The 14,229-nt window shown below is 33.5% G+C and carries 13 protein-coding genes, 1 tRNA gene and 1 pseudogene; 7 read left to right on the top strand and 8 right to left on the bottom strand.

Going from position 1 to position 14,229, the window contains the following annotated elements; genetic code table 11:
- Positions 1 to 55 precede the first annotated feature (55 nt).
- Positions 56 to 922 carry a 7-cyano-7-deazaguanine synthase gene (locus METFODRAFT_RS07640; RefSeq protein WP_007045004.1) on the top strand — a complete coding sequence of 289 codons (867 nt, stop codon included), beginning with the start codon at positions 56 to 58 and terminating at the stop codon, positions 920 to 922.
- Here the strand turns inward: METFODRAFT_RS07640 and METFODRAFT_RS07635 are convergent.
- The 6 genes from METFODRAFT_RS07635 to METFODRAFT_RS07610 all read right to left on the bottom strand — a co-directional run bounded on the left by METFODRAFT_RS07635 (position 906) and on the right by METFODRAFT_RS07610 (position 6,001).
- A complete protein-coding gene (locus METFODRAFT_RS07635) occupies positions 906 to 2,081 on the bottom strand; it encodes an NAD(P)/FAD-dependent oxidoreductase (protein WP_007045003.1) in 1,176 nt (391 codons plus the stop codon). The two genes, METFODRAFT_RS07640 and METFODRAFT_RS07635, sit on opposite strands and share 17 nt — an antisense overlap.
- Before the next feature lie 30 nt (positions 2,082 to 2,111).
- On the bottom strand, positions 2,112 to 2,276 hold the full coding sequence (locus METFODRAFT_RS07630) for a 4Fe-4S binding protein (protein WP_007045002.1): 165 nt from the start codon (positions 2,274 to 2,276) through the stop codon (positions 2,112 to 2,114).
- A gap of 124 nt (positions 2,277 to 2,400) precedes the next feature.
- Entirely contained in the window at positions 2,401 to 3,246 is an 846-nt protein-coding gene (locus METFODRAFT_RS07625) for a phosphate signaling complex PhoU family protein (protein ID WP_007045001.1), read from the bottom strand.
- 8 nt (positions 3,247 to 3,254) lie between these two features.
- Positions 3,255 to 3,989, bottom strand: a complete 735-nt coding sequence (locus tag METFODRAFT_RS07620; protein ID WP_007045000.1) for an ABC transporter permease — start codon at positions 3,987 to 3,989, stop codon at positions 3,255 to 3,257.
- A gap of 16 nt (positions 3,990 to 4,005) precedes the next feature.
- Positions 4,006 to 4,872, bottom strand: coding sequence for a coenzyme gamma-F420-2:alpha-L-glutamate ligase (gene cofF, locus METFODRAFT_RS07615; protein WP_048115759.1), 867 nt, complete (start codon positions 4,870 to 4,872; stop codon positions 4,006 to 4,008).
- Between the two features lie 13 nt (positions 4,873 to 4,885).
- Positions 4,886 to 6,001, bottom strand: coding sequence for a site-2 protease family protein (locus METFODRAFT_RS07610; RefSeq protein WP_007044998.1), 1,116 nt, complete (start codon positions 5,999 to 6,001; stop codon positions 4,886 to 4,888).
- 222 nt (positions 6,002 to 6,223) lie between these two features.
- Here METFODRAFT_RS07610 and METFODRAFT_RS07605 point away from each other — a divergent pair, with 222 nt between their 5' ends.
- Positions 6,224 to 8,092, top strand: a complete 1,869-nt coding sequence (locus METFODRAFT_RS07605) for a threonine--tRNA ligase (RefSeq protein ID WP_007044997.1) — start codon at positions 6,224 to 6,226, stop codon at positions 8,090 to 8,092.
- 24 nt (positions 8,093 to 8,116) lie between these two features.
- Here METFODRAFT_RS07605 and METFODRAFT_RS07600 read toward each other — a convergent pair whose 3' ends face one another.
- Positions 8,117 to 9,835 carry an ATP-dependent DNA ligase gene (locus tag METFODRAFT_RS07600; RefSeq protein WP_007044996.1) on the bottom strand — a complete coding sequence of 573 codons (1,719 nt, stop codon included), beginning with the start codon at positions 9,833 to 9,835 and terminating at the stop codon, positions 8,117 to 8,119.
- Positions 9,836 to 10,013: 178 nt separating this feature from the next.
- On the opposite strand from METFODRAFT_RS07600, the gene METFODRAFT_RS07595 reads away from it, so the two are divergent.
- Positions 10,014 to 10,089, top strand: a tRNA-Val gene (locus METFODRAFT_RS07595).
- 390 nt (positions 10,090 to 10,479) lie between these two features.
- Here METFODRAFT_RS07595 and hypE read toward each other — a convergent pair.
- Positions 10,480 to 11,484: a hydrogenase expression/formation protein HypE gene (gene hypE / locus METFODRAFT_RS07590; protein WP_007044995.1), complete on the bottom strand. Its 1,005-nt coding sequence runs from the start codon at positions 11,482 to 11,484 to the stop codon at positions 10,480 to 10,482.
- Positions 11,485 to 11,683: 199 nt separating this feature from the next.
- Between hypE and comA the strand changes: the two genes are divergently transcribed.
- The 4 genes and pseudogenes from comA to METFODRAFT_RS10235 form a co-directional block, all read left to right on the top strand.
- Positions 11,684 to 12,439: a phosphosulfolactate synthase gene (gene comA, locus METFODRAFT_RS07585; RefSeq protein WP_007044994.1), complete on the top strand. Its 756-nt coding sequence runs from the start codon at positions 11,684 to 11,686 to the stop codon at positions 12,437 to 12,439.
- Between the two features lie 39 nt (positions 12,440 to 12,478).
- On the top strand, positions 12,479 to 13,258 hold the full coding sequence (locus tag METFODRAFT_RS07580) for an ATP-binding cassette domain-containing protein (RefSeq protein ID WP_007044993.1): 780 nt from the start codon (positions 12,479 to 12,481) through the stop codon (positions 13,256 to 13,258).
- A gap of 63 nt (positions 13,259 to 13,321) precedes the next feature.
- The gene (locus tag METFODRAFT_RS07575) at positions 13,322 to 14,026 is read left to right on the top strand and encodes a GTP-binding protein (RefSeq protein WP_007044992.1); all 705 of its coding nucleotides are present in this window, start codon (positions 13,322 to 13,324) and stop codon (positions 14,024 to 14,026) included.
- An 8-nt stretch (positions 14,027 to 14,034) separates the two neighbouring features.
- Positions 14,035 to 14,202 (top strand): annotated as a pseudogene (locus METFODRAFT_RS10235) ((Fe-S)-binding protein); the annotation flags it as partial.
- Between the last annotated feature and the right edge of the window lie 27 nt (positions 14,203 to 14,229).

The raw sequence follows: 14,229 nt of genomic DNA, 5'->3' as shown, positions 1-14,229 counted from the left end.
GGATTCTCGTAATCACACTGTCAGTATTTTAAAAATAGTTAAGGATGTGAGTTTAATGGAATTCTCAGAATGGACAAAGGAAAAAAGAAATTTAAATAATTTTGAAGAATTGAAGGAAGATATTTTAAAAAACTTCGAAGAGGAAGGTTTGGAGGGTGAAAAAATAGTTGTTATGTTAAGTGGTGGGAAAGATAGTTCAACATCTTTAGCATTGGTAAAAGATTTGGGTTTAAATGTGCACCTATGTGTCCATTTTGTTCATAAATGGAGTTGGGAATTGGCAAAAAATGAAGCGGAGAGAATTGCAAAGAGATTTAACGTCCCAATTTTATTCCATGATATTACCGATGAAATTAGAAGAAGAACAATAGGCGCAAAAGGGAGTAGTATTTGTAGAATATGTAAGAACATAATGAAAGATAAGGTTGTTGATATTGCAAGAGAACACAATGCAAGAATAATAATGACTGGAGATACTGCATTGGAGAAAATTTCTGGACCCATAATGGACTATTTGAGAGAAAAATATGGAGAAGTTAATTATAAAAAAATGGAACTAACCCCAGTTCCAAAAAAATATAAAATGATGTTTTTTAGGCCTTTAATAAGGTTATCTCATGATGATGTCTTAAAACTTAAAGATTATTATGGTATTGATATAAAAAAAGTCCATGAAGTTGGGGACAAAATTGGATTTTGGAGAGAAGGTTGTCCAATGCAGTATTGTGACGAAGATGCAACAATAACAGAGGAGTTACTGGATGAGTTATATGAATTGAATAAAAAAATAACTGGTATAGCAAGAGAACATGGTTTTAGGGCATCAATAAGATTGCCTTCAAAGAGAATTATGATTGTTCCAAAAAAGAAAGAATATGTTGATATAATCAAAAATAATCTAAATATTAAATCAAATCTTTAAAGTACTTAATAAGGGTTGGTTTTTTTGTTAAAATCCTCTTGACAAATTTTTTCAAATCAATATCATCCAAATTATCTCCTAACGCTTCTGCAAGTGCATTTAACTCATCATCACTCATTTTTTCCAAAATCTTTCTATATTTCAAGTGATTCATCAGATATTCGTAATGTTTTTCTTTCCATTTTTTTTCATATTCAGAAAGAACGTCTTCACTCCAATTGTTATTTTTAATTGCCCTTCCTGCAACTTCCCCAGCAATTAAACCGCAGTCCATTGCTAAATAAATACCCCCACCAGTTAAAGGACTTATCTGTCCTGCGGCATCACCAACAACCAAAATCCCATCGTCGTAGGTTTTTTCTATTGGACCACCGACAGGGGCCCCTCCAACTTTAAACTCTATTGGAGTGGCATTTTTTAATCTATCTTTTGCCAAACCATTTTCTAAAAATTCATTTAAATAATCTATTGCTTTTTTCTTTGAATCTCTAACCCCTAAACCAACATTTGCCGTATCTCCTTTTGGGAAAATCCATACATAGCCTCCTTTTGCTATATTGTTTCCAAAATAAAATTCCATCATACTCTTATCCAACAATTCAACATTAGTCATCTCATATTCAGCACAAGAGCATATATCTAATGGTTTTTTCTTTGCCTTTAAGCCTGCATATTCTGCCACATTACTCTCCACACCATCTGCAGCAATTACAACTTTTGTCTTAACTGCATATTCCTCATCTAAGTGTTTAACAATAACGTTCCATCCATCACCTTCCCTCTCCAAACCAACAACCCTACTTTTTACTGCCAATCTTGCTCCTTCTTTTGCTGCTCTAATTGCCAAAAACTTGTCAAATATCTTCCTCTCAACAACGTAACCCGATGCTTTCCCCTGCGTTACAGTTATTCTCTTCCCATTTGGTGCAAATAGGAATCCACCTTTTATTTCATTCTTAAAAAATTCAGAACTTGGTTTTATTCCAAAATCCTCTAAACTTGGGATTGCCTCAGCACATCTAACTGGTTCTCCAATCTCTTGAGATTTTTCAATCAAAAGTGTTTTTGCTCCGTTCTTTACTGAAGCGTATGCACTCATGCTTCCTCCAGGTCCTGCTCCTACAATTACAACATCATAACTCTCCATAAATTCCCTCATGAACATACCTCCAAAATAAGATTATTCGGTTTAACCCTCTAAGGCATTCAATGGGCAAACTACCATACACAACTTACAATTTGTACATTTTTCATTGTCTATGATTATTAAGTTTTCAACCAACTCTATTGCCATTTTTTCACAAACTCCAACACATGCTCCACAGTAACCACATTTCTCATAGTTCACTTTCATACTCTCCCTCAAAATATTGATTCAAGTAGAATTTTTGAAAGAACGATTAAGCCAACATAAAAATTTCATATCGAATTCCTAAATTGAGACATACACAAACATATATCATTTATCATCCCTATTTTTAAAGGTTCTTCTTTAAACCCTCTGGCAACACACTTCTTGGGATTCCATAGTAGAGTTCTCTTGCAATTTCAACGATATTCACACACCTATCCCCAAATCTCTCCACATCCTTAAGAAACATTCCAAATTGTATGTAGTAGTTGATATCATCCCCTTTTTCTTTTGAAACTTTTTCCATAATTTTTTCAAGTTTTTCGTGCAACTTATTCTCCAATTCAAAAATTTTTGAATCTTTTTTCTTTGTTTTTAAAACATCCATTGCCTCTATAAACATCTCCCTTATTATTAAGTATATTTCATCAATATCCTTTTGAAGTTCTTTATTTTTAATTTTTAATCCATTAACAACCTCCTCAGAGATGTTTGATATGTAGTCACCACACCTTTCAATATTTGACGCGATTGAAGATAGGTTCATTGCATAGGTTGTTGGAAGATATCTCAACACATCCATTTTTATCATTATATTTACCTCTTCTTCCATTCTATTTAATGCATAATCCTGAATTATAATACTCTTTGCTGTTTCAATGTCGTTATTTTTTAACGCCATAAATGCTTTATCCATGTTTGAAAGGACGTTATTTCCCATCCTCTCAAAGGTATTTAAGATTTCTTTTAATATTATGTCTGTGTCAAATTTTATATCCAACTTAGATAACTTTTCTAAATCTACTACATAGGGATGTTTTACAACACCTTCCTCAATTAATGGCTTTAGCAACTTTGCCACATATCTCCTACTAACGCCTAAGATGTTTGCTATTTCATCCTGTGTTTCTGGCATATCCTCCATAATAACCTTTAGTATTGCTGCCAGTGTAGCATCTTTTCCCCTAAGCATATTTCCACCTATACACACTTCATGAACTTTTTGTATACCAAATGGCATGCAATTAATGTGGATATCAACGCTCCTGATAAAACCATCCACATAATAACAATCTGTATCTCTGCAGCACGTATGGGATTTGCCCCACTTAAAAGCATCCCAACCATTGCACCTGGAATAAAAATAATACCAACCGTCTTGGTTCTATTCATTTGGGGAATTAGTGCAGACCTTATGGCTTCCCTTATAAATGGCTTCATTGCCTGGTAGTCGTTTGCTCCCAATGCTAAATAACCCCATAAAATATCCTTATTTGATTTTAAATCATTTAAAAGCCTATCTAAGCATAAATTTATTGAGTTCATTGAATTTCCTATAACCATACCAATAAGGGGAATTATATACTGCGGTTTTAACTCAACAACACCAGAATAAATCAAAATTAAAAGCGATACTGTTGATGTAAAAAGTAATGAAAAACATGAAGATAAAAAAATAAAGTTCCTTTCCCCTATATTAATTTCATTTTTAATCATATATGATGCTATCATTATCATCACAAAAATCATCAAGAATGTGAAAAATAATTCAAGATTAAAAATGATATTGATAACAAACCCCAAAATTAAAAGTTGTATTAACGCAGATATACAAACAACTAAAATTTTCTTTTCCAACTTAAGTTCTTCTTTATATGCAATAATAATCGATATGATCACAAACATAAAAGCAGGGATTATGGTTGTTAATATCATTAATGCCACCTCAAAATTATACCTTTGCATATTTTATTAGGCATTTTGCTATTTTTTCATCTGCATCTATTCCAATTTGCCTAAACCCCTTTGTCCCTGGTGCAGAGTTGACTTCAATAACATAATACGCCCCATCTTTTGGTAGGATATCTACCCCCATTATATGCCCCTCCATAACCTCTGCACATCTTAAGGCAATTTCCCCAATCTCTTCATTTATCTGCAGTTTCTCAACGTACCCTTGGTTTAAATGAAGATTTGTTCTAAAATCACTACTTACCCTCCTATACCCCCCAACAACCTCACCATCAACAACCAAAACCCTAATATCCTTATAAACCCCATTTTCCTTAAAATCTATAAATTCTTGAATAAGTTTGCCTTCCCAAATTGCATTTTTTGTAAGTTTTTTTAATTCTTCGTGGTTTTTTACTAAGTAGGTTTTTAATCCACATTTAGAGAATGAATTTTTTAAAACTAATGGGAAATTAAGGTTATTTTTCTCCATAAACTTCAAGGCATCGTCATAATCCCTTACAAGTGCCGTTTTTGGAGTAAGTATTTTGTTCTTTTCTAAGATTTTTATGGTTTTGAATTTATCTGAAGATGCATAAACAGTTTTTAGATGATTTATAAAAATATGTCCTTCAACTTCCAATGCATTTAAAAATTGCCATGAGTAGAGAGTTAGTCTATCCAAATAATCTCCAATACCACACCTCGTATGTATCAAATCACTATCTAAATTAAATCTACCATCCAATAAAAAATTATTATCGGATAAAAAGAATATTTCACATTTCTCCCCAAGTATTTCCACTGCATTTTTCAGTGCCCTAATTGTTGAACCGCCTTCTGCACTTATTATTGTTATCTTCACCATAGCCACCACAACTTTAGATGAATGAGTAAATCATAGAACCAAAGATTATCCACCAAATTAATACACTTATGGCATTTAAATTCTTTTCATTTAATATCATTTCCAATATGTTTGATATATAACCCATCAGTTTCTCCAATGACTTAATTTTCAACTTCAAATCTCCAATAACCCTCGGAAATGCTACCCATACGTAGTAACCATCCAACGGCAGTGCTGGGAGTAGGTTGAAAAATCCAAGCAATAGATTCATCCAATATGTCCAATAACAAATATTTAATACAAATGCCAAGTTCTTTGATGGTTCAACAACAATGCCTATCTTCCCCTCTTTGGAAGTTATTAAATTGAATGTTTTTAGCTCATTCTCCCTTAATACAGTTATAGTTATTTTTTCATTTGGCTTTAAATTCTTAACTATGTCATGAAAATCTTTTAATGAATTTATCTTTATCCCATTTATTGAATAAATCGTATCTCCTTCATTTAAAACATCCATTGCTGGTGAGGCGTAGGTTTTTGTTATGGTTAGTTCTGTGGGGATGGAGTAGAGTTGAGGCGTTATTAAAACCACTATCAAGAATACAACAATATTCGCCATTGGTCCTGCTGAAGCAATAGCCCCCCTTATTTTTTTATCTAAATTTTTAAATTCATCTCCAAGTTCTACAAACGCTCCAAGGGGAATTCCAAGTGCCAATAACAATCCCGTACTTTTTATTTCCTGCCTAAACGCATAGGCAACAATTCCATGTGCCAATTCGTGAATTGTTATCCCAACAATCAATCCTATAATTCCCGGTATCCATGGGATTACACTACCAAACAAGAATATTATGGGTTTTGAGGCCTCTTTTGGTAACTCTCCACTCATGAGTTTTAGGGTTGATTCTATTAAGGAGAAAAATGTAAAAAACCCAATTATCACACAAATTGGGATGGATAATATTGCCAATTTTTTCCAAAATTCATAATTTCCAAGTTTTTCTATAGTTTTCATACCAATTTTTGTTCTTAATATACCAAATACTCCAAAGTATGTTTTTAAATTTATAGTATCTCTTATTGCATAGAGGAAAATCCAAATTAGTAACGCTATGATTAGGATTATACGTGATGTACTTTCCATGTGTTTCACCACAATTATCTAAAATAGTTAAATAACATAACAATAAATGTAAATTCAATATTATCCACATGAAAATTATAATCATCTATAACACAGCACCATATAAATAATTATGCGATATATTCAATGAGCAATTATAACTTATTTCGCAGACAACTATAAAAATATATTAATATAAAAAACTATAATCCATGTAGTTTTGAAAATTGAATGAGGGATAGAATGAGGATGCTATTAATACATTCTGATTACTTGGAATTTGAGGCAAAAGATAAAACAAAGATTGCAGAGGAAACAGATGTATTAAATGGTAAAATGGAAGAATGTCTAACTACTTTTATTGCAGTTGAAAGGGATGATGAGGAAAATGTTGAAGGGATAATAAGAGGGGCAGTTGAAGAAATAGAAAAGGTTGCTAAGCAGTTAAAGATTGATAACATTGTTGTTTATCCTTATGCCCATTTATCAAGTGATTTATCATCCCCAGAAGTTGCTAAAAATGTTTTAAAAGGAATTGAAGAGGAATTAAAAAACAAAAACTATAACGTTTTAAGGGCACCATTTGGATGGTACAAGGCATTTAAGATAAGTTGTAAAGGACATCCCTTGAGTGAGTTATCAAGGAAGATTTCCCCAAAAGAGGAGGAAAAAGAAAAAGAAAAAACTCCATCAAAATTCTATCTCTTAAAGGTAGATACAAATGAGGTAATTGAATTAAATGAAGAAAATATAAGCATTATTGAAGATGAAGAGTTAAAGGCTTTGGCAAAGCACGAATTAGGAATTAAAGAAGAAAATAAAAACAAGGATGAGCCTCCGCATGTTAAATACATAAAAGAAAAAGAAATCTGCGACTATGAGACAAGTTCGGATGCAGGACACTTTAGATGGTATCCAAAAGGAAAATTAATAAGGGATTTGTTAGCGGATTATGTTTACAATTTGGTTGTAGATATGGGGGCAATGCCAGTAGAAACACCAGTTATGTATGATTTGGGCAATAAGGCGATTAGAGAACACGCAGACAAATTTGGAGAAAGACAGTATAGATTCAGACAGGGAAACAAGGAGTTGATGTTGAGATTTGCAGCATGCTTTGGGCAATTTATGATGAAAAAGGATATGTATATTCTGCCAAGGCATTTACCAATAAAATTATATGAACTCTCAACCTACAGTTTTAGATATGAGCAGAGAGGGGAGTTGGTTGGTTTAAAGAGGTTAAGAGCATTTACAATGCCAGATATGCATACTGTTTGTTTGGATATAAAGATGGCAATGGAGGAGTTTGAAAAGCAGTTTTGGATGTGCTTAAAAACAGGCGATGACTTAAAAACACCATATTCGGTAATATTCAGATTTACAGAGGATTTCTTTGAGGAAAATAAAGATTGGTTCTTTAAGATTGCAAAAGAATACAAGGAAAAATATGGCAAAGATGTTTTATTGGAACTTCTTCCAGGAAGAAAACACTACTGGGTTGGAAAGGTAGATATCGCGGTTATTGATGCATTAGGAAGACCAATAGAAAATCCAACAGTTCAAATTGATGTTGAAAGTGCAGAGAGGTTTGGCATAGTTGTCCATGATGGCAATGAGGAGAAATATCCAATAATCCTTCATTGTTCACCAACTGGAAGTATTGAGAGGGTTTTATGTGGACTTTTGGAGAGATCTTATTTAAATTCAAAAGAAGGAAAACCACCAATGTTGCCCGTTTGGTTATCTCCAATACAAGTTAGAGTGATTCCTATTGCAGAAAGGCATAATGAATATGCATTAAAAGTTGCTGAGAAGTTGAAAGCAAATAAAATAAGGGTTGATATTGACGATAGAGAAGACAGCGTTGGTAAAAAAATTAGAAATGCTGGAAAGGACTGGGTTCCTTATGTTGTGGTTGTAGGAGATGAGGAAGTTGAAAATGATGTTTTAACTGTAACAATTAGAGAAAAATCATCATTAAAGAAACCTGTAAAAGAGAAGATGACTGTTGATGAGTTAATTGAGAGAATTAAAAAAGAAACAGAAAGATTCCCACACAGACCTCTACCATTACCAATAAGGACCTCAATGCAGCCAAAGTTCCACTAATTATATCGTACTCTTTTTTAGCAATTATGTAGTGTGTTGAATCTCATATATCCTCTTAACATCATCCAGTGTGTTTATATCATTTATGGATTTGTCGTCTCTAAATCTAACGATTCTTGGGAATCTTAAAGCATAACCACATGGATATTTGTCTGATGTTTGAATCTCCTCATAGGCAACTTCAACAACAATCTTTGGTTCAACAACAACCTCCTCTCCTAAATCCTCAATAATTATTTCATCAATCATCTTTGTCAATCTCTCCAAATCTTCCTCCGTTAAACCAGTTCCAACATGCCCAATTGAATATAAATTTCCCTCTTCATCCCTAATTGATATCTCATAAGAGCCAAACCAATCCTTCCTCTTTCCCATTCCTCTCTTTGCCTTTGTTATTACAACATCAAGATTTTCCAATGTGGGTTTAAATTTATACATCGTCCTTACCCTACTTCCAGGAGTGTAGATGGCATCTAAATTCTTAATCATCACACCCTCATGACCAATACCTAAACTCCACCTATAAAATTTCTCTGCCTCCTTAGCATCATCAGTTACCAATTTGTAAGAAATATCAATAATTTTTTTGGATTTAAGTTCCCTTTCAATCTTTTCTCTATCTTTTCTCCAATCATTCTCTATGCCTAAAATTTCCTCTAATGTCTTCCTCCTATCACTTAAAGATAAATCAATATATTCTCTACCCTTATAATACAAAACATCAAAAAGATAGACCCTTAAATTTATCTCCTTTATCATCTTCTCAATATCGTACTTTCTCCTAAATCTCCTTAAAATGTCTTGGAAAGGTCTTGGCTTTCCTGTTGATGTGTCAATTGCTACACACTCCCCCTCAATTATAAAGTTATCTGCTTCCAATTTTTCAATAGCCTCCCTAATTTCTGGGATAGCGTTTGTAACATCTTCCAACCTCCTACTGTAAATCTTAACTTTTCCATCCTTTTTGTGGATTTGAACCCTTGCACCATCATACTTTGTCTCAAATTGGGGAAGTTTCATCTCATTTATCGCATCCCTTATTGATGGTACTAATTGGGCTAACATTGGCTTTATAGGTCTAAATACCCTTAGTTTCAACTCTTCACTATCCAAATTCCCCTCCATCAACTTCTCTGCTAACAATCCAATGTCATTTGTTACTGCATAGATTCTCTCCAATTTTTCTTTTGGAACATTGAAATAGAGTGACAATGCCTCAATAATTGTTGGGATGTTCATTCCAATCCTCATATCCTCCAAAATAACTCTTGCTAAATATCTACTTTCAATAGGACTTGCCCTCAAAAATAAACTTGATATATACCTAAGTTTCTTCTTTTGGGACATCTCACCTTCAATCTCAGCCACCTTTCTCAACGTCTCATAAACCTCATCAATTTCGAGGGGCCTGGTAAATAAAGATACTTGCTTTATACCTGACTTCAATTTCTCTATTGCCAAACCAATATCTCCAGTTTCTTTTATTTTTTCCAACAATTCTTTCTCCTTTATCCCAGTTGATACTATAGCACCAATTAATAATTTTGAACCTATACCCAATTCCCTCTCATCATATTCTGGAAAAACCCTTCCAATTGTTAAATAACAAATTTTCTTTAAATCCTCTGGCTTTCCAATATCTTCGACCATATTAATCAATTTTATAAAATAATCTCTCTTCTCCAATCTTTTTGTGGTGTTTTCTATTTTGTTGTATATCTCGCAAACCTCTTTCCATAGCATAATTTCCACCAAACATTGAGATTTTAAAACACATAAAGAAATAAGACATTTTTATTTAATTTTGGATTTGCTACACCGAAAAATTTAAAAATCTATTTTTGTTTATTATTGTTTTGAAATTATTTTATTGGATATAATATTTATATAGTTACCAAAAATTCTACAAACAACCATCCATGGGCCCGTGGTCTAGGGGCTATGACGTCGCCCTCACAAGGCGGAGGTCGGGGGTTCGAATCCCCCCGGGCCCACCATTTTATTTTAGGAATTTATATTTATATATTTAGATTTTTGGGAACTTGTTCTAAAACAGTATCTCGAACATCATACTATAAAACAGAAAAGTTAATATTTAATAATACGCAATAAATCTATTAAAAAAATAAAAGGAGGAGATTTCATGAACTAAAAATTTATGCACTGAGAGTTATTAACTATTTAAACGATTTTATTAGTAGAATACTAACCAATCCGAAAATATATAGAACTGAGGACTACACAAAGGGATTAATTAAAGCCATGGAAAGCACATACTTAGAAACGATTGGCAAGTTAAATTACCCTTCGGTAGATTCCTACTATCGATACAATTCGTTTAGTTTAGTAGTTTAATTTTACTTAATTACAAAAAAATTTTGTAGATTTCAACAAACTCTTGGTATTGGGTCTCCAATTGGGGTATCAACTACCCTCTTTCCAACAATTGTTTCCATTACAACGCCTTTATGTTCTTTTGTTGCATAACCAATAATCTCTGCATTTTTTCCAAGTGGGTGCTTCCTTAAAATCTCTAAGCATCTTTCAGCATCCTCTCTTTTAACTGCCATAACAACCTTTCCTTCATTTGCAACTGTTAATGGATCTATTCCAAGAATATCTGCAATGGATTGAACTTCTTCACTAATTGGGATTCTTTCTTCATATATATCTATTCCTAAACCACTTTTCTCTGCCATCTCATTTAATGCATCTGCCAAACCCCCTCTTGTGGGGTCTTTCATTGCATGAATCTCTATTCCCTCATTTAAAACCATTTCAATCATCTTATTTAGCGGAGCCACGTCTGATTTTATGTCTGCATCAAATTCAAAACCTTCTCTTGATAATAAAATTGCCAACCCATGATCCCCAATATTTCCAGAGACGATGATTGCATCTCCTTCCTTTATACTACTATCTCTAATTGCCTTCCCCTTATCAACCACCCCTATCCCAGAGGAGGAAATGATAATATCATCAACATTGGAAACCTTTGTATCTCCAGTTATTACTGCTACATCTGCCTCTTTACATGCTTCGTTTATTGATTTCATTATTTTGTCAAGTTTTTCAATATCAAATCCCTCTGGTAGTATTAATGATAAAGACAAAGCGAGTGGCTTTGCTCCCATAACTGCCAAATCATTTACAGTTCCGCAGACAGATAACCTTCCTATGTCTCCACCAGGGAAGAATATTGGTTTAACTGTATGGCCATCAACAGTAAAAACAATTTCCTTATCCCCAATTGGTATTGTTGAGGCATCATCTAAACACTCCAATCCAATTCCACCGTTTACTGAGGTTCTTTCTAAATTGCTTAAAATAATCTCCTTGATTAAATCCTGCATGACTTTTCCACCAGCACCATGCATCCTTGTTATCTTCATTAAAATCACTCCTGATTTTTTACCATTTTATCTTTTGTTCATTTTATTTATTTTATTTTGTATTACCTTGTTATGTTGAAATCATATCGTAACATATAAATATAACTTTTTTCTAATAATAATTTAGATTATTCTTATAATGTAAATAAATCATAAAAATTTTTACTATAAGAAATAACAAATTTATGAAAGTGATAACATGAATGCGTTTTCATTTTTGAGTAAGGATAGGGATGAAGGCATAACAATGGTTTTAGACAAAGGATTATCGCCAAATTTTATTATGGACTATCTAAGAGTTTGTGGAAAGCATATAGATTTTGTTAAATTTGGTTGGGGAACAAGTGCAGTGCAAGATAGGGATGTTGTTAAAGAAAAAATAAGTATCTACAAGGAATACGGTATAAAAACATATCCTGGAGGAACACTATTTGAGGCGGCATTTTCAAAGGGTATGTTTGATGAATTTTTGGAGGAATGTAAGGATTTGGGCTTTGATGGGGTAGAGATTTCCAATGGTTCTATGGATTTGAGTTTGGAAGATAGAAAATATGCAATAAAAAGAGCAAAGGATGAAGGCTTTATAGTACTTACTGAGGTTGGAAAAAAGAGTGTTGAAAAAGATAGGGAATTGACAATAGGGGATAGGATAAAGTTGATAAACTTTGATTTGGAATGTGGATCTAATTATGTAATTATCGAAGGAAGAGAAAGCGGGAAATGTATAGGTTTATTTGATGAGAAGGGGAATATCAAAAAGGATGAATTGGAGATATTGGCAAAGAGTGTTGATATTAAAAAAGTAATCTTTGAGGCTCCAAACAAGAATCAACAGGTAGAGTTCATCTTAAAATTTGGAAGTGGTGTTAATTTAGGAAACATAGCGTACGATGAGGTTATATCTCTTGAAACATTAAGGAGAGGGTTAAGAGGAGATACATTTGGCAAGATTTAACGTTTTAAATTATGGTTAAAAGATTTAAGATGGGATACCATGGATATAAAAGAAATTACAATTTTAGGTGGATACGATAAATTTGGCAATCCAGAAAATGTTAGAGAACTAACAATAAAAAAAGGAGAGATTTTAGGGGTTGTTGGACCAACTGGTAGTGGGAAATCAAATCTAATAAGCGATATTGAGCAGTTAGCACAGGGAGATACAATATCAAAAAGAAGAATCTTGATAAATGGTAAAGTGCCTCCAGTAGAGATGAGGAGAGACCCAAGAAAGAGGAGAATTGCTCAACTTTCGCAAAATATGCATTTTTTGGCAGATATGACTGTTGAGGAATTTTTACTTATGCATGCAAAGAGTAGGAGTATTGAAAAAGATGGGATTGTTGATAAGGTTATAAAATTGGCAAATAAATTAACTGGAGAACCAATTGATAAGGATTGTCCATTGACAATATTGAGTGGAGGGCAATCAAGGAGTTTGATGGTTGCAGATATTGCAGTTATAAGTGATTCCCCAATTGTATTGATAGATGAGATTGAAAATGCAGGAATTAAGAAGCATGAGGCGTTGGAGTTGTTATCTGGACATGGGAAGATTGTTTTAGTTATTACTCATGACCCAGTTTTGGCATTAATGACGGATAGAAGGGTAGTTATGAAAAATGGTGGAATGAAGGAAGTTATTGAAACAACAGAGGAGGAAAAGGAAGTTTCAAGGAGATTGAGTGAGATTGACAACTGGATGCTTATGTTGAGGGAAAAAGTTAGGTATGGGGAAAGATTAACTTTAAAGGAGTTAGAACTCTTTTGTTAATTTAAGGAATTTATATTATGATTTTTGTTAATTTTAGAATTAACGGTGTAAAAGGTGGAATTTATGAAGATTGTGATTGTTGCTGGTACTCCAGGAGCGGGAAAAACCTCTCTCCTAATACACACAATAAGGCATTTGAAGAATAGGGGATGTAATCCAGCAGTGGTAAAGATTGATTGCTTATATACTGATGATGATGTAAGATACAAAAAGTTGAATATTCCTGTTTTGGTGGGGTTAAGTAAGGATATGTGTCCTGACCACTTTGCCATCTACAATACAGAAGAGATGGTTGAGTGGGCTGAAAAGCAGGATGCGGATATTTTAATTATTGAAACTGCAGGTTTGTGTCACAGATGCGCACCATATACAAAAAACAGTTTGGGGATTTGTGTAATTGATGCCACATGCGGCCCAAATACCCCAAGAAAAGTTGGACCTTTCTTAACGAGTGCAGATGTTGTTGCTATAACAAAGGGAGATATTGTTTCTCAGGCGGAGAGAGAGGTATTTAGGGAGAGGGTTTTGGAAATGAATCCAAGATGTAGGATTTATGATGTTAATGGATTAAGCGGACAGGGTAGTGCTGAGATTGCTAAGGAGATTTTGGAATGTAAAGATGTTGAGAATTTGGAGAGTGAGGAGTTGAGACATAGTGCTCCATTGTGCATTTGCACGTTATGTGTTGGAGAAACAAGAATTGCCAAGAAATTCCATAGGGGAGTTTTGAGAAGGATAGATGGCTTTACTAAATATATAGGGGAATAGGTGATGGAATGGAAGAAAGAATCAACGCTATACTAAACTTGCTCCCAAAATACAACTGTAAAGCGTGTGGATATAAAAGATGTGATTTATTTGCTGAGGCATTGCTTAAAGGAGAGAATATTGAGAAATGCCCTTTTTTGATTAGGGAGGATTTTAAAGAGAATCTCAACAAAATATAGGACTTTCGCAAGCATATTCGAATA

Origin of the sequence: Methanotorris formicicus Mc-S-70, from assembly GCF_000243455.1 — an archaeon.
Classification (GTDB): Archaea; AGJL01; Methanococci; order Methanococcales; family Methanococcaceae; genus Methanotorris; species Methanotorris formicicus.
The sequence above is the reverse complement of the archived record's forward strand: the minus strand, read 5'-3'. Positions and strand labels throughout refer to the sequence as shown.